General features: G+C 40.1%; 16 protein-coding genes. 3 read left to right on the top strand and 13 right to left on the bottom strand.

Going from position 1 to position 20525, the window contains the following annotated elements:
• Nucleotides 1-330: 330 nt before the first annotated feature.
• From CW745_RS15355 to gcvH, 4 genes are all read right to left on the bottom strand, one after another.
• A complete protein-coding gene (locus CW745_RS15355; RefSeq protein WP_101109581.1) occupies nucleotides 331-615 on the bottom strand; it encodes a hypothetical protein in 285 nt (94 codons plus the stop codon).
• A gap of 440 nt (nucleotides 616-1055) precedes the next feature.
• Nucleotides 1056-2255 carry a HEPN domain-containing protein gene (locus CW745_RS15350; RefSeq protein WP_101109580.1) on the bottom strand — a complete coding sequence of 400 codons (1200 nt, stop codon included), beginning with the start codon at nucleotides 2253-2255 and terminating at the stop codon, nucleotides 1056-1058.
• Between the two features lie 815 nt (nucleotides 2256-3070).
• On the bottom strand, nucleotides 3071-5971 hold the full coding sequence (gene gcvP / locus CW745_RS15345) for an aminomethyl-transferring glycine dehydrogenase (RefSeq protein ID WP_101109579.1): 2901 nt from the start codon (nucleotides 5969-5971) through the stop codon (nucleotides 3071-3073).
• A gap of 93 nt (nucleotides 5972-6064) precedes the next feature.
• Nucleotides 6065-6451 (bottom strand): glycine cleavage system protein GcvH, encoded by a 387-nt coding sequence (gene gcvH, locus CW745_RS15340; protein WP_101109578.1) that lies wholly within the window; start codon nucleotides 6449-6451, stop codon nucleotides 6065-6067.
• Between the two features lie 396 nt (nucleotides 6452-6847).
• Between gcvH and CW745_RS15335 the strand changes: the two genes are divergently transcribed.
• A complete protein-coding gene (locus CW745_RS15335) occupies nucleotides 6848-7474 on the top strand; it encodes an XRE family transcriptional regulator (RefSeq protein WP_101109577.1) in 627 nt (208 codons plus the stop codon).
• A 51-nt stretch (nucleotides 7475-7525) separates the two neighbouring features.
• Nucleotides 7526-8644 (top strand): glycine cleavage system aminomethyltransferase GcvT, encoded by a 1119-nt coding sequence (gcvT, locus tag CW745_RS15330; RefSeq protein ID WP_101109576.1) that lies wholly within the window; start codon nucleotides 7526-7528, stop codon nucleotides 8642-8644.
• Nucleotides 8645-8702: 58 nt separating this feature from the next.
• Here the strand turns inward: gcvT and CW745_RS15325 are convergent, their stop codons facing one another.
• The 9 genes from CW745_RS15325 to sdhC form a co-directional block, all read right to left on the bottom strand.
• Nucleotides 8703-8867, bottom strand: coding sequence for a CPXCG motif-containing cysteine-rich protein (locus CW745_RS15325; RefSeq protein WP_101109575.1), 165 nt, complete (start codon nucleotides 8865-8867; stop codon nucleotides 8703-8705).
• Between the two features lie 466 nt (nucleotides 8868-9333).
• Complete coding sequence (sucD, locus tag CW745_RS15320; RefSeq protein ID WP_101109574.1) at nucleotides 9334-10206, bottom strand: succinate--CoA ligase subunit alpha; 873 nt, start codon at nucleotides 10204-10206, stop codon at nucleotides 9334-9336.
• A complete protein-coding gene (gene sucC, locus CW745_RS15315; protein WP_101109573.1) occupies nucleotides 10206-11372 on the bottom strand; it encodes an ADP-forming succinate--CoA ligase subunit beta in 1167 nt (388 codons plus the stop codon). Before sucC ends, sucD begins: the two co-directional genes overlap by 1 nt.
• A gap of 138 nt (nucleotides 11373-11510) precedes the next feature.
• A complete protein-coding gene (gene odhB, locus CW745_RS15310; RefSeq protein ID WP_202973209.1) occupies nucleotides 11511-12674 on the bottom strand; it encodes a 2-oxoglutarate dehydrogenase complex dihydrolipoyllysine-residue succinyltransferase in 1164 nt (387 codons plus the stop codon).
• A 42-nt stretch (nucleotides 12675-12716) separates the two neighbouring features.
• Nucleotides 12717-15524 carry a 2-oxoglutarate dehydrogenase E1 component gene (locus tag CW745_RS15305; RefSeq protein ID WP_101109571.1) on the bottom strand — a complete coding sequence of 936 codons (2808 nt, stop codon included), beginning with the start codon at nucleotides 15522-15524 and terminating at the stop codon, nucleotides 12717-12719.
• A gap of 121 nt (nucleotides 15525-15645) precedes the next feature.
• Nucleotides 15646-16359 carry a succinate dehydrogenase iron-sulfur subunit gene (locus tag CW745_RS15300; protein WP_101109570.1) on the bottom strand — a complete coding sequence of 238 codons (714 nt, stop codon included), beginning with the start codon at nucleotides 16357-16359 and terminating at the stop codon, nucleotides 15646-15648.
• A gap of 14 nt (nucleotides 16360-16373) precedes the next feature.
• Entirely contained in the window at nucleotides 16374-18140 is a 1767-nt protein-coding gene (gene sdhA / locus CW745_RS15295) for a succinate dehydrogenase flavoprotein subunit (protein WP_101109569.1), read from the bottom strand.
• Nucleotide 18141: 1 nt separating this feature from the next.
• A complete protein-coding gene (gene sdhD / locus CW745_RS15290) occupies nucleotides 18142-18486 on the bottom strand; it encodes a succinate dehydrogenase, hydrophobic membrane anchor protein (RefSeq protein WP_101109568.1) in 345 nt (114 codons plus the stop codon).
• Nucleotides 18480-18854 carry a succinate dehydrogenase, cytochrome b556 subunit gene (sdhC, locus tag CW745_RS15285; RefSeq protein WP_101109567.1) on the bottom strand — a complete coding sequence of 125 codons (375 nt, stop codon included), beginning with the start codon at nucleotides 18852-18854 and terminating at the stop codon, nucleotides 18480-18482. Before sdhC ends, sdhD begins: the two co-directional genes overlap by 7 nt.
• Nucleotides 18855-19228: 374 nt before the next feature.
• Between sdhC and gltA the strand changes: the two genes are divergently transcribed.
• Nucleotides 19229-20521 carry a citrate synthase gene (gene gltA, locus CW745_RS15280; RefSeq protein WP_101109566.1) on the top strand — a complete coding sequence of 431 codons (1293 nt, stop codon included), beginning with the start codon at nucleotides 19229-19231 and terminating at the stop codon, nucleotides 20519-20521.
• Nucleotides 20522-20525: the final 4 nt, after the last annotated feature.

Genomic DNA, 20525 nt, shown 5'->3' with positions numbered 1-20525 from the left:
CCGACGCTCCACCACACAAACCAAAACAGGTTTTAGGGACGTTAAAAAAAGGAAAATTACACAACGAATGGGAAACTGAACACTTAATTAAAAGCCAGTGAAAACCAAGGTTTGACACCGAAACTGAAACACTTTGAATGTTACTTTAAAACCACAAAGCAAAACACATTCAATTGAAAACTGCCCTTCCAAATACGACCAAACTCACAACAACCCAAAAGCTATTTACGTAAGCCTGATAACGCCCGCTTAAGCGGACAAAAATTGTTGGTTATAATGTGGAGCGAAGCGGAACCTAACCAACTGTTTTTGTTCCGTTTAAAGCGCTTGTTATGTTTGACTTTTATGAATATTTCGCCATTCTTCATTTGCGTTTTTTACAGCTGGATCATCATGAAAGCCAATAATCTGCCTAGACTTATACTTGCTTGGCTCATAGGTAATTTTCTTAGCAAGTTGATCAATCCCATGATCTAAGTATTCAGAGATTTCATTTGGACTTAAAACCACCTCTCTGCCATACATAGCAACAGAACCACAAAGAACTGACAAAATATATTCATCATTGTGCTGATATAAAGTCCAGTTCCATGTTTTTTGGTCAATTACTTTCACGTGGTTACCTTGTCAACATAACGCCGCATTAAGTGGAAAATAATGGTTGGCTATAATCGCGGAGCGATGGCCAACTGTTATTTTTCCATTTAAATGCCTTGTTAGCACGGCTTTACATAAACCTAAATGGTTTACGAAAACACTATTAAATGGAAAGTTGCACAACGAATGTGAAACTACACACTTATTAAAAATCCAGTGAAAACCAAGGTTTGACACCGAAACTAAATACTTTGAAAATCACTTTAAACATTCAAGGTTAAACAGCCTCAAATGAAAACAATTTTCAAAATACAACCAAACTTACAACATTCAAAAAACACACTTAGTAAGCCTGATAACGCCTTGCTAAGCGGACTAAAATAGTGGGTTATAATGTGGAGCGAAGCGAAACGTAACCCACTGTTTTAGTTCCGTTTAAGCGCCTTGTTATGTGATTTTTATTCGGAACATTTGTCACTGATGACTTCAAGCACCTTATCTAGCTCTTTTGAGAATTCTTTAATTTCTGTTTCGGTAAAATATTGCTCTCTTTCATGTACAATCACGTTACGAACTTTATTTAAGTCTTGTATTTTATTGAATACTGTTGCATTAATCAGTTTATTCTCTATCAACAAAACCCTATGTTTATAAGAGTGAAGCTTTTCTCTTTTAGAAAGCTGTTCATTTAGTAATTTATGCTTTGTTAACAGATCAATGCTAAGCCTTTCTAATAATTTCCACTTTTGAATAAATGCTCCAATTGCAACGTTAGAATTCATTGCAACTGACTCAACTAAATCCTCTCTATCCTCTTCTGTCATATGAATAGTATCAAGAGCTTGAATTGCTGCATCTAGCTTTGTTTTCACTTCTGATGCTAGTTTACTTGTTTGCTCAAAATCAGATTTACCAAACGCATTATTGTGCGCAATTTTGCATCTTAATTTATATAGCTTTTCCCAGCGGTTTTTTAGGTAATCCCCTTCACAATCTACACTTTCTTGAAAGTACCTTTCCCAATTCGACTTGGGTATAAAATCACTTATTTCACTAACTTGAACTGAATCTTCGGTAAGCTCAGATATTTTTTTTATTAATGCACTGATATCTAGAGTTCGATATTCATCAAATAGGAAATTCGAAAGTTGAATAAAATCTGTTTCATACAAATAATTATTATTTGTGTCTATTTTTGTGGCTCTAGAAGATTTTTTTAGCTCTTCAGGTATTGTTTCTTTTGTCCACCCTAAACCTACTGTTGTTAACATAAACTTAGTGATTAATTTACGCATTAAGTTTTCTAATTCATAAACAATAGGGTAGCTTTTGTTAGAATAATAGAAGCTCACATCATCCCAAAGTGTTTGAATACTGTTAGCTGGATTAATATGTAACAATCTTTTTATTGATCGAGAAAGCTCGGAAAAATTTTCAATATTTTTTTCATCTGAATATAGTTTTATATGAAAGAATTTATGACTACTGTCGCTATTTTCCCCATCTTGGAGCTCATATTTAAATTTACCTTTTTTATATGACAAATCTCGGCCACTAATTTTAATATCAGAATCCGATTGAAGAAAACTTTTAAACGATTGCTTTGTCTTACAAAAAGAAGTCCCTGAATCGACAATAATTAGATATTCAACTTTCAAACTCTATTCCTTAACAGTGAATCACATAACAGCTTATTAGACGGAAAAAACCTTAACTTATGGAAGAAAGGCGGAATCCGTATTTTAAATTTCAGAATATACATTCTACAGATAGAAGACTTTATAACAATTACTTATGCAATAAAATCAGTTGCCAATCGCCCGTGAAAGGCATCAAATAGATATGTTTCGCGTAGAAATACGGAAAACATAGTCACTGTATGTAAAAACAGTTGGTTATTAAAGTACCTATATGAGACTTCTCTTCGCTTGAGAGCAGCTCATAATTTTTTTTAATGAAATTAAACACTCTACTTTATGTCGTGATACAGACGTTGAGTCGTTTTTTCACCTTTAGTGAATAAATGTAATGGTATATCTTCATCCTCCAACTTATGAGTATTACAACAAAATTCGGATTATCAACTGAGTAGATTACCTGTATGTTTTTCCTTTATTCGCTAGGATCAGTTGATCTTTTGAGTTTAGTTTGCAAAAAATGTGTCGTTCGGGTTCAGCACAACACGTTTTATCCTGGTTCTATTTAACTACGGCAAACAGTACGCAATACAAAACTAAAAGATAATTTTGTATCCGTTTGACGAAATTCACTTTCAATGACGTAACAACATTCGGCCTACCTTGATCAAAAACGTGTTGTGTTTATCAAAGTTTCAACACTAAAAATCTCCATACACAAGTGTAGAAGTTGAAATATTAAATGGTTGTCTTTTATCCTTCAAATAAGAATGTCGCCTTTAACTGGTATAATAACCAGTTAAAGGAGTTAGTAATATCGTAATGATCAATTACATTTAATCCTCACAGTAAGTCTTCATAGTTGGACAAGAGCAGATCAAGTTTCTGTCGCCAAACACGTTATCGACACGGTTAGATGCAGGCCAGTATTTTGCATCTTTTGTGTGTGTAGATGGGAAACAAGCAAGTTCACGGGTGTAACTGTGCGACCATTCAGTTTCCATGAGATCAACCTGCGTGTGAGGTGCATTCACGAGAGGGTTATCTTCTAGGGTAAACGTACCCTCTTCAACCTGCTGTATCTCTTGGCGAATGGCGATCATTGCATCGCAGAATCTATCTAACTCACCAAGGTCTTCGGATTCCGTTGGCTCGATCATTAACGTGCCCGCAACTGGGAACGACATGGTCGGTGCATGAAAACCATAATCCATTAAACGTTTGGCAATATCTTCACCTGAGATGCCTGAGCTTGCTTCAATCGGACGGATGTCGATAATACATTCGTGTGCTACACGCCCCTCTTTACCGATATATAAAACAGGATAATGCGGACGTAGACGCTCCATGACATAGTTGGCATTTAATATTGCTAATTGTGTTGAAGCCGTTAACCCCTGCTCCCCCATCATGGCGATATAAGCATAGGATATTGGCAGGATAGAGGCTGATCCTAACTCAGCGGCGGATACCGCGTAGTGTTTGTTATCCGCAGATTCTGTCACTTCAATGTGCCCGGGTAAAAATGGAATAAGATGCGCTTTAACACCGATTGGTCCCATGCCCGGCCCGCCACCACCGTGAGGAATACAGAAGGTTTTATGAAGATTAAGGTGTGAAACATCTGAGCCGATAAAACCTGGACTGGTTAAGCCCACCTGTGCATTCATGTTGGCGCCATCAAGGTACACTTGCCCGCCCGCTTCATGCACCCAATCACATACCTCTTGGATCGCTTCTTCATAAACGCCGTGCGTTGAAGGATAGGTGATCATAATGCACGATAGGTTCTCACGATGTTTGTCGATTTTTTGTTTTAAATCATCATGGTCAATATTGCCTAATTGATCACAACCGACGACGACAACTTTCATAGAAACCATGGAGGCCGTTGCAGGGTTTGTGCCGTGAGCAGAGCTTGGGATCAAACAGATGTTACGATGACCTTGGCCATTGCTTTGATGATAACGTTGAATGGCAATCAAGCCAGCGTATTCTCCCTGAGCACCCGAATTAGGCTGCAGTGAGAAACCATCGTAGCCAGTAATTTCACATAACATGGTTGATAATTTTTCAGCTAGTGCTTGATAACCAAAGCTTTGCTCTGTGGGTGCAAAGGGATGCATTTGCCCAAACTCGGGCCAAGTGACTGGTAACATTTCAGCCGCCGCATTTAGCTTCATGGTACAACTGCCAAGGGGGATCATACCGTGGGTTAATGAGTAATCTTTGTTTTCTAGTTTTTTCATGTATCGCATCATCTGAGTTTCACTATGATGCGCTTTAAAAACGTGGTGCTGTAAATAGGTACTTTGACGACGACAACTTTCTGGAATAGCAGCAAATTCGTCACTTGCAATCTGCTCAGTTAAGTCCGTTACTTTTAACGCAACACCGGTGATAGCTAATAACAGATCTTCCACATCTTGTGCCGTAGTTGTTTCGTCAAGGCTAATGCCTAGTTGCACAGGCAGGTTATCCGGCGTTGGAAATTTACGTAGGTTCATTCCCTCTGCTAATGCACGATGATAAATCGCTTTACTGTGCTCTTTGGTATTAATGGTTAACGTATCAAAGAAATGTTCGTTTTCAAGTTCGATACCTTGCTGACGTAAACCAGCAGCTAAAACAGCCGTTAAATGGTGCACACGACGACCAATTTTACGCAAGCCTTCAGGACCATGATATAACCCATAAAAAGCGGCCATGTTGGCTAATAATGCTTGTGCCGTACAGATGTTTGAGGTCGCTTTTTCACGGCGAATATGTTGCTCGCGCGTTTGCATCGCCATACGTAGTGCAGGTTTTCCTTTGCTATCTTTAGACACACCAATCACACGCCCAGGCATTGTACGTTTGAACTTATCACGCGTTGCCATGAAACCTGCATGCGGTCCACCAAAGCCCATGGGGACACCAAACCGTTGCGCACTGCCAATGACAACATCTGCGCCCATCTCTCCCGGCGCTTTTAATAATGTCAAACTTAATAAGTCAGCCGCAACCACGACTAACGTTTTTTTCGCCTGTGCGCTTGCAATAATCTCAGTTAAGTCTTGCACGTTGCCCGTGGTACTTGGGTATTGGACAATTGCGCCAAACACATCCTGCTCTTGTAATGTTTCAATCGCGCCGGTGATCACTGCATAACCGATATATTCAGCGCGAGTACGAATAACATCAATCGTTTGTGGATGAAGCTGGTCGCTGACAAAAAACGCATTACTTTTATTTTTACCGGCGCGTTTACACAGTGTCATCGCTTCTGCTGCAGCCGTTGCTTCATCAAGCAAAGAAGCATTCGCAATCTCCATGGCAGTTAAATCCATGATCATCTGCTGATAGTTGAGCAACGATTCTAATCGTCCCTGCGATATTTCAGGTTGGTAAGGGGTGTAAGCAGTATACCAGCCTGGATTTTCTAATACATTTCTTAGCACCACATTAGGGACAAAGGTGTTGTAATAACCTTGCCCGATAAAGCTTCGATTAATGACGTTTTTTTCTGCCATTGCTTTTAACGATTCAAGCATATCCGATTCACTTAACGCTTCTGATAATTGCATTTTTTGTGGTAAACGAATAGCAGCAGGGACGGTTTGCTCAAGCAATTGCTCAATGCTACTGACACCAATGGCATCTAGCATTTTTTTCTGTTGCAGAGGATCAGGGCCGTTATGTCGGGTTGCAAAGTCGTTTTTATCACTTAATAAATCAAGAAACGTAGCGTCGGTCATAGAATTTCCTAAGGGGTTGGGAGTACTTTAGCTAAGCGCCTTAACATTAAGACGCTTTGAAACAACAAAATAAGCTGACTTAATTAAAATCTGTTAATCTTCCTCTTCTTCGTTTGCCGCTTGATAATCATCATTAGATAACAGATCGCTCAGCTCAGCTTCATCACTCATTTTAATTTTTACGATCCATCCCGCTGAATAGGGAGACTCGTTAATTAATTCAGGGCTTCCCTCTAGCTCATCGTTTATCTCAACAATTTCACCTGATACTGGCGCATAGAGATCAGAAGCAGCTTTTACAGATTCCACCAGTGAAAAAGTATCGCCCGCTTCAACCTCATCACCGACTTCAGGCAGGTCAACAAATACCACATCACCTAAAAATCCTTGTGCTTGATTAGAAATACCCATCGTGATGGTGCCATCGCCATTATCAAGTGCCCATTCGTGCGTTTCTGTAAATTTTAATGTGCTTTCCATGTTTCATCCTTTATAAATTATTGGGAGTTTTGATTTATTTTTACCAGTGCTTAACTTCCGCTATATCGCTAACATTTATTTAACAATGAGCAATACAGGTCGTTGAAATACACTTTAGATGTGCTTTATGACACTTTTATTTCCTAAAATAGAACGTTCATATCAACTAAACGTATTTCTCTTAATCTTGTTACCGCCAGCAAAAGTTCGACATTTTTGTTAACTATTTGGCTATTATATGGACATTATCGGTTATTGCTTGAACAGAAGTTTCCAAAAGGAAACTTTGTTAACGAATTGTGACATTGGTCATTTATTGCCCATGCCTTTTTAGATGAGACGTTTATGATGTATTAATAATTTCATCGGCACTGCTTAAATGGATAAAGGAAGTGTATGCAGGAAAATCAGCAACAGGATATTTACCCCTCCATGACACTTGAAAGCGATAATAGCGGTGAAAAAATTGCACCGGTGAAACTCGGTGAACGCTTAAAAGAGATCCGTAAAACATTAGGCTTAACGCTCGAAGAGGCTAGCCAAAAAACAGGACTTGCCCGTTCAACCCTGTCTAAAATTGAAAATGAACAGATATCTCCGACCTATCAAGCGATACAAAAACTAACTTCTGGTTTACAAATTGATATTCCGCAACTGTTCACCGCGCCTAAAAAAGTCACAGCAACGGGCCGACGCGATATCACACGAAGCAAAGAGGGAAAGGCACACCCAACATCGACCTACGAACATGAATTATTAGCCGTTCAATTAACCAATAAAAAGATGATGCCTTTTAAATCCAAGGTCAGAGCCCGTAGTTTCAATGATTACACAGGCTGGATTAGACATGATGGCGAAGAGTTTTTATTGGTATTAAGCGGAGAGGTCACTTTCTTTTCTGAGTTTTATGAGCCGGTACATTTACAGGAGGGAGATTCAGTATATTACGATGCAAACATGGGTCATATGCTTATCTCTATCAGTGAAGACGATGCGTTAATCCTGTGGGTGACAGCCTCTTAAATAAACCAAAATGCACCTTATTAAACCGCCTATTAATGGAGTATAGACACAATGACAGAGCCACTATTAACCACCCCACTACATGCTTTACATATTGAAGCGAATGCTAAGATGGTGCCCTTTGCTGGCTACCATATGCCAGTACAATACAAGTTAGGGGTTAAAAAAGAGCATTTACACTGCAGAGCATCGGCGGGTTTATTTGATGTTTCTCATATGGGGCAACTACGTTTAATTGGTAACAATGCAGCGACCTTTATGGAAACCTTGGTGCCGGTAGATATTATTGATCTTGCCAATGGCAAACAGCGCTATGCGTTTTTTACCAATGAGCAAGGTGGTATTAGCGATGATTTGATGATCACCAATTTTGGCGATCATCTGTTAGTGGTGGTGAATGCAGCTTGTAAAACAGAAGATATTAAACATATTAGCGCCAATTTACCTGATGATGTTCAGCTCGAAGTGATTAACGATCGCGCATTACTCGCACTACAAGGGCCGATGGCGGCAACCATTTTAAGTAAACTTAACCCCGCTGTGAGCGATATGGTTTTCATGGATGCCCTTAAATTACAGTTAGCAGGTGTTGAATGTTACGTGAGTCGCTCTGGTTATACAGGTGAAGATGGCTATGAAATATCAGTGCCATCCGCGCAGGCCGAGGCACTGGCAAAAGCGTTACTTGCATACGATGAGGTTGAATGGATTGGCTTAGGCGCACGTGATTCATTACGATTAGAGTGTGGCTTGTGTTTATATGGCCATGACTTAGATACTACGACTACCCCCGTTGAAGCCAGCTTATTATGGGCAATTAGCCCAGCTCGCCGGACAGGCGGAAAAAGAGCGGGTGGTTTTCTGGGCAGTGATATTATTTTACAACAGATACAAAGCAAACAAGTTTCTCGCAAGCGCGTTGGCCTGATTGGCGTCACTAAAGCCCCTGTGCGCGAAGGTTGTAAACTCTTTGATGCACAAGACAATGAAATAGGTATTGTAACCAGTGGCACCTATGGGCCTTCTATTGGCAATCCTGTGGCTATGGGATATGTCGATACTGCGCTTAGCTCACTTGATACAGAAGTATTTGCCGAAGTACGTGGCAAGAAATTAGCAATGAAAATCAGTAAGATGCCTTTTGTGGCTCAATCTTATTACCGAGGTTAACTCCATCATCTCATTAAACATCTGATTAAGCTGATCAGGTGTTTAATATACTCCAACACTAAAAGCTATCATCTTCACTGCATACATTTACCTGCATTTCACCATTAAATGACGCTGACAGTACAAAAATAATTGGCTTGCAACAAACTTGGCAATCTTCAATGTACTGTTGATCTATATCTGCTAAATCAAGTAATACCAATTTCGCTAATAAAGTGATCAAATATTGCGCAGAAAAAGGAGTTAGTTCAAGGCGAAAATTGATGCAAATACCTGTTCCCTTTACGAAATTTTTAACGCTGAAATAGCTTCTTTTAACCAGTAAGATTGATCAGTTATTTAGTGGATTTGGTATTAATACCAATTCCATTAAGTATGTGATCTAAATTTAACACAGGGAAAATGGCTTAATTCAAGGCGTAAGTTGATGTAAATGGTTGTTCCCTTTGCGAAACTTACAACGTGGAAATAAGTTATTTTAACCAGTTAAATAGATCAGTTATTTAGTGGATTTGGTATAATCCTTCGATTTGTTCTGCACAGTAAGGACAACATATTTGACGTTCGATTAATTGATTCAAGGTCCCCTCCCAACACTTTATTTGCTGGTATAAAAAAGCCCCGCTATATAGCGAGGCTTAAATTGGAATTTACTGAAAGCTACCAGCTAAAACTGACAGCTTAAATTATTACCAACCAGTCACTTCACGAAGTGCTTTACCAATTTCAGCAAGAGACTTAGTCGTTTTCACGCCAGCATCTTCTAGTGCTTTGAACTTGTCTTCAGCAGTACCTTTACCGCCAGCGATGATTGCGCCAGCATGACCCATACGCTTACCAGCAGGTGCAGTAACACCAGCAATGTAAGAAACAACAGGTTTAGTAACATTTGCTTTGATGAAAGCAGCCGCTTCCTCTTCAGCAGTACCACCGATTTCACCAATCATTACGATTGCTTCTGTTTCAGGATCTTCTTGGAAAAGAGCAAGAATATCAATGAAGCTTGAACCTGGGATTGGATCACCACCAATACCAACACAAGTAGACTGACCAAAACCTTCATCTGTCGTTTGTTTAACCGCTTCATAGGTTAATGTACCAGAGCGAGAAACAATACCAACTTTACCTTTCTTATGAATGTGACCCGGCATGATACCGATTTTACATTCGTCAGGTGTAATAACACCGGGACAGTTAGGACCGATCATTACAACGCCTTCTTGATCAAGTTTGATTTTAACTTCAACAAGATCTAACGTTGGAATACCTTCAGTAATTGTTACGATTAGCTTAATGCCTGCATCAATCGCTTCTAGGATTGCATCTTTACAGAAAGGTGCTGGTACGTAGATAACTGAAGCTGTTGCGCCAGTTGTTTGTACTGCATCACGTACTGTGTTAAATACTGGTAAACCAAGGTGAGTTTGACCACCTTTACCAGGAGAAACACCGCCGACCATTTGCGTACCGTACTCAAGTGCTTGCTCTGAGTGGAAAGTACCTTGACCACCAGTGAAACCCTGACAAATTACTTTAGTGTCTTTATTAATTAAAATACTCATTATTTGCCACCTACCGCTTTCACTGACTGCTGAGCAGCATCAGTTAATGATGTTGCTGCAATAATATTAAGACCTGACTCAGCTAAGATCTTACGACCTAAATCTGCATTGTTACCTTCTAAACGAACGATAACAGGAACTGAAACACCTACTTCTTCAACCGCACCGATAACACCATCAGCGATTAAATCACAACGTACGATACCACCGAAGATATTCACTAGAACAGCTTCTACTTTATCGTCAGAAAGAATGATTTTGAATGCTTCTGTTACGCGCTCTTTTGTTGCACCGCCACCAACATCTAGGAAGTTAGCTGGGTTACCGCCATGTAGGTTAACCATGTCCATTGTACCCATCGCAAGACCGGCACCATTTACCATACAGCCGATGTTACCATCAAGTGCTACATAGTTAAGTTCCCATTGTGCTGCGTGCATTTCACGTTCGTCATCTTGCGTTGTATCGTTAATCGCATGAAGCTCTTTTTGACGGTACATTGCATTTGAATCGATAGAAATTTTACCATCAAGACAGATTAAATCGTCCTGTGCAGTCACGACTAATGGGTTGATTTCTAATAAAGCTAAATCTTTATCTTCGAAAATAGACGCAAGGCCTAGGAAGATTTTAGTAAATTGACCAACCTGTTTACCAGATAGTCCTAATTTGAATGCTAGCTCACGACCTTGGTAAGCTTGTGCGCCTACTAATGGATCGATGATTGCAGTGTGAATTAACTCAGGCGTCTCTTCAGCAACTTTCTCAATTTCAACACCACCTTCTGTTGATGCCATGAAAGTAACACGTTGTGAAGCACGGTCGATAACAGCGCCTAAGTAAAGCTCATTAGCGATATCACTACAGCTTTCAACTAATAGTTTATTTACTGGTTGGCCGTTAGCATCTGTTTGGTAAGTAACAAGGTTTTTACCTAACCATTTATGTGCAAAATCACGTAGACCATCTTTTGTTTTTACAAGTTCAACACCGCCCGCTTTACCACGTCCGCCTGCATGTACCTGACATTTAATAACCCATTTGTCACCACCTAATGTAGATGCTGCATTTACTGCTTCTTCTGCGCTATCACATGCGATCCCTTGTGGAACAGGAAGGCCATATTCTGTGAACAGCTGCTTTGCCTGATATTCATGCAAATTCATGATTCTTATCCATATGTTGAGTTGAACTAAAGCCACTAACGTGGCCGAATAGGTGAGGTAATACTACTAAAGCGTGAAACGATTACTAATAAAAAATGATATAAATCAATAATTGCTCACGCTTTTTGTTTGAGATAACTAAATATCTAACAGTAGACGAGTTGGATCTTCTAATAACTCTTTAATGGTTACTAAGAAACCAACCGATTCTTTACCATCGATTAAACGATGATCATAAGAAAGCGCAAGATACATCATAGGTAAAATTTTCACTTCACCATCAATCGCCATTGGGCGATCTTGAATCTTGTGCATACCTAAAATTGCCGCTTGTGGTGGGTTAATGATAGGCGTTGAAAGCAGTGAACCAAATACACCACCGTTAGTTACCGTAAAGTTACCGCCCATCATTTCATCAACGGTTAATTTACCATCGCGACCTTTGATTGCTAACTCACGGATACCTTTTTCGATTTCAGCAACACTTAGTGTATCGGTGTCACGCAAAACAGGTGTTACCAGACCACGTGGTGTTGATACAGCGATGCTCACATCGAAGAAGTTATGATATACGATATCATCACCATCAATAGCGGCATTAACTTCTGGGTAACGTTTCAATGCTTCTGTTACCGCTTTAATATAAAAAGACATAAAGCCTAAACGGATACCATGTTTTTTCTCGAAAACTTCTTGGTACTGTTTACGTAGATCCATAATAGGTTTCATGTTCACTTCGTTAAACGTGGTTAACATTGCCGTTGAGTTTTTAGCTTCTAATAGACGCTCAGCAACACGCTTACGTAAACGTGTCATTGGAACACGTTTGTCACTTCGAGCGGCAACAGCAGCAACGATATCAACCTGCGCAGGTGTATCTGCTTTGTTTTTAGATTCACGGAATTTATCAACATCTTCACGTGTGATCATACCGCCTTTACCAGAACCTTTAATATCAGATGCGCTAATGCCCTCTTCAAGCATCAAACGACGTACAGAAGGACTTGCATCAGCAGCGCCAGTTTCTTCTTCAACGACTACATCAGAAGGTGTTTCTGCTGGTGCATCGCCCTCTTTAAGGTAACCTAGTAGTTGCTTAGAAAGTACCGTTGCACCTTCATCTTCCTTAATCTCTTGTAAAATACCTGAAGCCGTTGCAGGTACTTCTAATACCACTTTATCAGTTTCAATTTCTACTAATACTTCGTCACGCTCAACGAAATCGCCTGGTTGTTTTTGCCATGTAGCAACGGTTGCATCAGCAACTGACTCTGGTAATTCTGGTACTAAAATATCGATCATAATATGTGTCCTACAGTAAAAGTCTTTTTAATTAATTTGGGCTTATTCAGCTAAACCTAATGCGTCATTAACGAGTGCTTTTTGTTGCTTAACGTGTAGCGAGATATATCCCACTGCCGTAGAAGCAGAGGCATCGCGACCTGCATAACGTAATTTTGCATCGTTTGGCAATACAGCTCTAAAGTGATGTTGGCTACAGTACCAAGCACCTTGGTTTTGAGGTTCTTCTTGACACCAAACGACCTCAGTAGCATTACTATATTGCGCTAAAATATCATCTAACTCGTTGGTTGGGAAAGGATATAACTGTTCAATACGTACAATAGCAACATTATTAAGTTGTTCACTACGACGTTTTTCCAGTAATTCGTAATATACCTTACCGCTACAAAGTACAACGCGATCAACTGCTTTAGCATCGATTTCATCAATCTCATCAATGGCATTTTGGAATGTGCCATTAGCCAATTCATCAATACTAGAAACAGCCAATGGATGACGTAATAATGATTTTGGTGACATCACGATTAATGGACGACGCATTGCTCGCACAACTTGACGACGTAACATGTGGTAAACCTGCGCAGGTGTAGAAGGTACACAAACTTGCATGTTGTGCTCAGCACATAATTGCAAGTAGCGCTCAAGACGCGCTGAAGAATGCTCAGGGCCTTGTCCTTCATAACCATGAGGTAACATCACTGTTAAACCACACATGCGTCCCCACTTCTGCTCACCTGACGATAAGAACTGATCAAACACAACCTGTGCGCCATTTGCGAAGTCGCCAAACTGTGCTTCCCAAATACATAAGCCTTTAGGTGCAGCGGTAGAATAACCATATTCAAAAGCAAGTACTGCACATTCTGATAAAACAGAATCGTAAACATCAAAGTGACCTTGATCATCAGAGATATTTTTCAGCGGTAAATATTTATTACCTTCAGTTTGCTCATGAAGTACAGCATGACGATGGAAGAAAGTACCACGGCCTGAATCTTGTCCTACTAAACGAATGTTATATTTAGTATCAAGTAAGGTTGCATAAGCTAAGTTTTCAGCAAAACCCCAATCAATCAGTTTCTCACCACGTGCCATTAACTGACGATCGTTGTAGATTTTCTTCACACGAGAATGTTGTACATGCTCTTCAGGGTATTGACTGATAGATTCACCCAACTCCGTTAAGCGTTCTCGCGAGAAATGTGATTCGTAGGGTGTATCCCAGTCATGTTTTAGGTAAGGTGTCCAATCAACACTGTGGTGTTTCATTGCTTGCCACTCTTTTACGACACATTCGCCGTTATCAAGCGCATCACGGTATTCAGAAACAAGCTGTTTGCCGAACCCTTTTTTGATCACGCCTTCACCTTCAAGCTGTTCAACGTATTGCTCACGTGGTGTTTTGTGCTTTTTGATTTTTTGGTACATTACCGGTTGCGTTGCATTAGGCTCATCCGCTTCATTATGGCCATGGCGTCGGTAACAAACCAAATCAATAACAACATCACGCTTGAAAGTATTACGGAAATCTATAGCGATTTGGGTAGCTAAAATAACGGCTTCGGGATCGTCACCATTAACGTGGAAAATAGGTGCCTGAACCATTTTCGCAATATCAGTACAGTAACGAGTAGAGCGAGTATCTTCTGGGTTTGAAGTGGTGAAACCAATTTGGTTATTGATAACAATACGTACCGTACCGCTAACTTTGAAAGCTCGCGCTTGAGACATATTAAATGTTTCTTGTACTACACCTTGTCCAGCGATAGCCGAATCACCATGAACTGTAATTGGTAACACGCTTTCACCAATACCGTTTAGACGTTCTTGACGTGCGCGAACAGAGCCCAAAACCACTGGGTTAACAATCTCTAAGTGAGATGGGTTAAATGCCAGTGATAAATGTACGTTACCTTTAGGTGTTTTAAAGTCACTTGAAAAACCTTGGTGATATTTAACATCACTTGAACCTTCATGTGCTGAGTGCTTTCCAGCAAACTCATTAAATAGGTCAGCAGGTTTTTTACCTAATACATTAACTAAAACATTGAGACGACCACGATGGGCCATTCCAAGTACCACTTCTTTCGCCCCCTGTTCGCCAGCACGACGAATCAGCTCTTTAAGCATTAGAACAAAAGAGTCACCGCCCTCTAATGAGAAACGTTTTGCACCAGGAAATTTTGAACCAATGTAACGCTCAAGTCCCTCAGCCGCAGTTAGCTCTTCAAGGAAACGCGCTTTAGCTTCTTCACTGAATGAAGGTTTACTTTCACAGGACTCAATACGGTTTTGTAACCAACGCTTCTCTTCAGTATTAGTAATATGCATATACTCTGCACCGAGCGAACCACAATACGTACGCTTTAGTGAAGCAACAAGATCACGTAATACCATGGTCTCGTTTGATGCTGCATATGAACCAACATTGAAACTAGCATCCAAGTCTGAACCTTCTAAATCATGGTAGAAAGGGTCAAGCTCTTTAATGGTTTCGTTTTTCGTTAAGCCAAGTGGGTCGAGGGCTGCAACTTCATGCCCACGATTACGATACGCGCCGATTAATTGTAAAACTTTTACCTGCTTAGCATCATTATGAACAGCACCGGTTGGTGGTGTAAAACATTTCGGTGCTTTAGCCGCATGCTTCATCTGCTCGCGAACAACTGAATGTGCTTCTTCAGGGAGTTCATTTACTTTTGGTAATTCATCAAATACTTCACGCCAGTTGGCATCAACAGAGATAGGATCTTCTAGGTAGGATTCATACAGATCTTCGATATAGGTAGAATTTGCCCCGGAAAGATGAGATGAGGCTAACCATTCTTTCATCACATTAATTGGCATTAACATTCCTTATGCTTGCGATTATTCAGGCATTTTAAAATTACTAACTTCTTAAATTTCACTCTGAAATTAGTTAAAAAAATCTAGCCTGAACAACCACTTTATTTATTGTAAAAAATAATTATATTGCTCGTTGGAGCAACATCGATTTAATTTTGCCGATAGCTTTAGTTGGGTTTAATCCCTTAGGACAAACACTGACACAGTTCATGATCCCGTGACAACGGAATACACTGAATGCATCGTCTAAATCAGATAAACGTTCTTCTGTTGCACTATCACGGCTATCGATTAAGAAACGATAAGCAGCTAATAACCCAGCAGGACCGATAAATTTATCAGGATTCCACCAGAAAGAAGGACAAGAAGTAGAACAACAAGCACATAAAATACACTCATATAATCCATCTAAATGTTCACGCTCTTCAGGAGACTGTTTATATTCACCTGCAGGTGGTTTGCGATCATCTGTGATCAAATATGGCTTAATTTTTTCATACTGGGTATAAAATTGCGTCATATCGATAACTAGATCACGAACTACTGGTAAACCCGGTAAAGGACGAATCACAATCTTACCACTAGAAAGCAGATCAGATAACGGCGTTACACAAGCTAAGCCGTTCTTACCATTCATATTAACACCATCTGAACCACAAACACCTTCACGGCATGAGCGACGGAACGATAATGTACTGTCTTTTTCTTTTAGCTGAATCAGCGCGTCTAACACCATCATATCTGAACCTTCAGGCACATCTAATGATAAGTCTTGCATATAAGGTGCATTATCAACGTCTGGGTTGTAACGATATACTGAAAAATTAACATTCATAACTTTAAAACCTTCTAGTAAACACGAGCTTTAGGTGGGAAAGCTTCACGAAGCACTGGCGCCATATTAACGTCACGTTTACTCATACCTTCTGTCAATGGATTGTAGAGACTATGGTGTAACCAATTCGCATCATCACGATCAGGGAAGTCAAAACGACTATGTGCACCACGACTTTCTGTACGGAAATTGGCAGCCATTGCGGTTGCGTAAGCTGTTTCCATTAGATTGTCTAACTCTAAACATTCGATACGATCTGTATTGAACTCTGTGCTCTTATCACTTAACTTGGCATTGTTTAATCGCTCACGTAATACTTTAAGCTCAGCTAAACCTTCAGCCATTGCTTCACCATCACGGAATACAGAGAAGTTATTTTGCATGCATTGTTGTAAATCTTTACGGATTTGGTTAGGACACTCAGTACCATTGCCTTTTTCCCAACGATTTAAACGTGTTAATGCTGCATCGATATTCTCTTGAGTTGGTGCTTTAGCCGTATTTTCTTTGGTTAATACATTACCTAAGTGTTTACCCGCTGCGCGACCGAAGACAACTAAGTCAAGCAGTGAGTTACCACCTAAACGGTTTGCACCATGAACGGATACACAGGCAATTTCACCGACTGCAAATAGACCTTTAATTTCAACATCTTTACCGTCTTCATCAACGCGTAATACTTGCCCATCTACATTAGCAGGTACCCCACCCATCATGTAATGACAAGTTGGAATAACTGGAATCGCCTCTTTAACCGGATCAACATGTGCAAATGTTCGTGAAAGCTCACAGATACCTGGTAGTTTAGACTCTAAAACCTCTTCACCTAGGTGATCTAGTTTTAGTTTAATGTGCGTACCCCAAGGACCTTCACAACCACGCCCTTCACGAATTTCAATCATCATTGAACGCGCAACAACATCACGCCCTGCTAAATCTTTAGCATTCGGTGCGTAACGTTCCATAAAGCGTTCGCCATCTTTATTTAAAAGGTAACCACCTTCGCCACGACAACCTTCTGTTACTAATGTACCTGCTCCTGCAATACCCGTTGGGTGGAACTGCCACATTTCCATATCTTGTACCGGTACGCCTGCACGAAGTGCCATGCCCACACCGTCACCAGTATTAATGTGTGCATTTGTTGTTGATGCGTAAATACGCCCAGCACCACCTGTTGCTAGCACGGTAGCTTGTGCCTTAAACATTACGACTTCACCTGTTTCAATGTCGATGGCAGTACAACCTACTACATCGCCGTCATCATTTTTTACTAAATCAAGTGCGTACCATTCCGAAAAAATAGTGGTTTTGTTTTTCACGTTTTGTTGGTAAAGCGTATGTAATAACGCATGACCTGTACGGTCGGCAGCAGCTGCTGTACGTGCAGCTTGTTCACCACCGAACTCTTTAGACTGTCCACCAAATGGACGTTGGTAAACTGAGCCATCTTCAAAACGAGAAAATGGTAACCCCATATTCTCAAGTTCACGAACAGCATCAGGGCCTTCATTACACATAAACTCAATGGCATCCTGATCACCAATATAATCAGAGCCTTTGACTGTGTCATACATATGCCACTGCCAGTTATCTGCATGTGAGTTACCCAAAGCAACGGTAATACCACCTTGAGCCGAGACGGTATGAGAGCGCGTTGGGAAAACTTTTGAAATCAACGCACAGCTTTTTCCCTCTTGCGAAATAGAAAGTGCAGCACGCATACCTGCGCCACCTGCACCGATTACAATTGCATCAAATTCACGAATAGGTAAAGTCACCTTAAACACCCCACAAAATTACAAAACCAGAAATAACATAGATAAATGCCACTGATGTTAGAAGAAATTGCAATGCACCACGTAATTTAGTGCATTTAACATAGTCAGTTAATACTTGCCATAGGCCTATCCATGCGTGTACTAACATTGCAACCAGTGCAAACAGAGTCAGTACTTTGGTAAAGGTTAATGAAAAGAAATTTGTCCACGACAGATAGTTGATATCATTAAATGCAACAAAACCAACAAGGTACAAAATGAATGCAAGCAACACAAGCGCACTTGCACGTAATAAAATATAATCATGAGCACCGCTTCGCCCAAAAGTACCAGCTACCTTTACCATACTAAAATCCCCGCTAATACAGACAATACAGCTGTCACAATAAATCCGACTTTAGCACTTAATGAAGCGCTATCCATCTCTTCCCAAAAGCCTAAATCTTGAATCATATGGCGTACACCAAAAACAGCATGGTATGCAAGCCCTGTTAGTGAGCCCCACATGACAAATTCAATCAAAATATTATCAAAATAACCAGCAACACGCATAAAATCTTGCGGGCCAGATAATGAACAATTTAATAGGGTAAGGAATATTGCTAAAGCAATAAAAACGATTATTCCTGAAACACGGTGCAGTATTGAAGCTGTTGCCGTGATAGGAAACTTGACCGTGGCTAGGTCTAAATTTTTAGGTCTCTCTTTGCGCACAATTAGTCTCTTTTTACTTGGCTAAAACGAAGGGTTTGTTAACAGAGGCCATTGTTAGCATATTGTTAAAGTGTTGTGACAGGGTTATGCCTTTTTTTTGTGATGTAGTAGGTAAAAATCACCTCAAATTTGTGATGGTCGGCTCAGAACTTTCGCTTCTTTTAAAATCCCGCTTCCCTTCTATTTATTAAGGGTTTATCAATACTACAAGATTATTTAACCGGATAGATTTGCCGATTAAATCGCCGTTATTAATTTCACGATTTACAGATGTCTCATTGTTAAGATGTTAAAATTGACAAGGTAGTTTTTAGCCTGTAAAAATGTGTCCACTGAAATTTGAGCAATATAAAAAAAAGCTAAGGGAGCATAAAATGTCAGATCAAAAAGCAATACTTCAATTACCAGGACAAGAGCCAGTTGAGCTACCTATCCTTAAAGGATCTGCTGGTAATGATGTTATTGACATTCGCACATTAGGCAAGACTGGTTATTTTACATACGACCCAGGTTTTCTAGCAACAGCATCTTGCGAGTCATCAATTACTTTTATTGATGGTGATAAAGGAATTTTAGAGCATCGTGGTTTTCCGATTGACCAGCTTGCTGACAAATCTGATTATCTTGAAGTTTGTTACTTGTTGCTTAACGGTGAGTTGCCTAATAAAGCGCAATTTGATGAATTTCATCGTGTGGTATTGACGCATACAATGTTGCATGAACAGCTAGTTCAATTTTACAAAGGTTTCCGTCGTGATTCACACCCAATGGCCATTATGGTCGGTGTAGTTGGTGCTTTATCTTCTTTCTATCATGATTCTTTAGATATCACTAATAGCAAACACCGTGAAATTGCAGCGTTTCGTTTAATTTCAAAAATGCCAACACTAGCAGCAATGAGTTACAAATACTCTCATGGACAACCATTTATCTACCCTGATAACTCATTATCATATGCAGGTAACTTCTTAAAAATGATGTTTGCCGTTCCTTGTGAAGAGTATGTCGTGAATCCTGTACTTGAAAGCGCGATGGATAAAATCTTAATTTTACACGCAGACCATGAGCAAAACGCATCAACGTCAACAGTACGCTTAGCAGGTTCGTCTGGTGCAAATCCATTTGCATGTATTGCTGCCGGTATCGCTTCTTTGTGGGGACCTGCTCACGGCGGTGCTAACGAAGCTTGTCTTGAAATGTTAGAGGAGATTGGTTCAGTAGATCGTATTCCTGAGTACATTGCGAAAGCAAAAGATAAGAATGACCCATTCCGCTTAATGGGCTTTGGTCATCGTGTTTATAAAAACCATGATCCGCGTGCTACAGTTATGCGTAAGACATGTCATGAAGTATTGAATGATCTTAAGGTTAACGATCCACTGCTTGATGTTGCCATGGAGCTTGAACGCATCGCGCTTGAAGACCCATACTTTGTTGAGAAAAAACTTTACCCTAACGTAGATTTCTATTCAGGTATTGTACTGCGTGCGATGGGTATCCCACGTACTATGTTTACCGTTATCTTTGCTGTATCACGTACTATTGGTTGGATTTCACATTGGAAAGAGATGTTAGATCAACCAGGTCAAAAAATTGGTCGTCCTCGTCAGTTATACACCGGTGAAGTTGGCTTAGCCTTCGATCATGTTGATGAGCGTTGTAAGTAAAACT

This window comes from Psychromonas sp. psych-6C06 (genome assembly GCF_002835465.1).
Lineage (GTDB): Bacteria > Pseudomonadota > Gammaproteobacteria > Enterobacterales > Psychromonadaceae > Psychromonas.
This window is presented reverse-complemented; position numbering and strand designations above follow the sequence as displayed.

Excerpts from the sequence above, each read along its gene's own strand:
- sucC (WP_101109573.1), bottom strand. The coding sequence starts at position 11,372 with ATGAATTTGCATGAATATCAGGCAAAGCAGCTGTTCACAGAATATGGC.
- sdhD (WP_101109568.1), bottom strand. The coding sequence starts at position 18,486 with ATGGTAAAGGTAGCTGGTACTTTTGGGCGAAGCGGTGCTCATGATTAT.
- gcvT (WP_101109576.1), top strand. The coding sequence starts at position 7,526 with ATGACAGAGCCACTATTAACCACCCCACTACATGCTTTACATATTGAA.
- CW745_RS15335 (WP_101109577.1), top strand. The coding sequence starts at position 6,848 with ATGCAGGAAAATCAGCAACAGGATATTTACCCCTCCATGACACTTGAA.
- sucD (WP_101109574.1), bottom strand. The coding sequence starts at position 10,206 with ATGAGTATTTTAATTAATAAAGACACTAAAGTAATTTGTCAGGGTTTC.
- odhB (WP_202973209.1), bottom strand. The coding sequence starts at position 12,674 with ATGATCGATATTTTAGTACCAGAATTACCAGAGTCAGTTGCTGATGCA.
- gcvP (WP_101109579.1), bottom strand. The coding sequence starts at position 5,971 with ATGACCGACGCTACGTTTCTTGATTTATTAAGTGATAAAAACGACTTT.
- CW745_RS15300 (WP_101109570.1), bottom strand. The coding sequence starts at position 16,359 with ATGAATGTTAATTTTTCAGTATATCGTTACAACCCAGACGTTGATAAT.
- CW745_RS15305 (WP_101109571.1), bottom strand. The coding sequence starts at position 15,524 with ATGCCAATTAATGTGATGAAAGAATGGTTAGCCTCATCTCATCTTTCC.
- gcvH (WP_101109578.1), bottom strand. The coding sequence starts at position 6,451 with ATGGAAAGCACATTAAAATTTACAGAAACGCACGAATGGGCACTTGAT.
- gltA (WP_101109566.1), top strand. The coding sequence starts at position 19,229 with ATGTCAGATCAAAAAGCAATACTTCAATTACCAGGACAAGAGCCAGTT.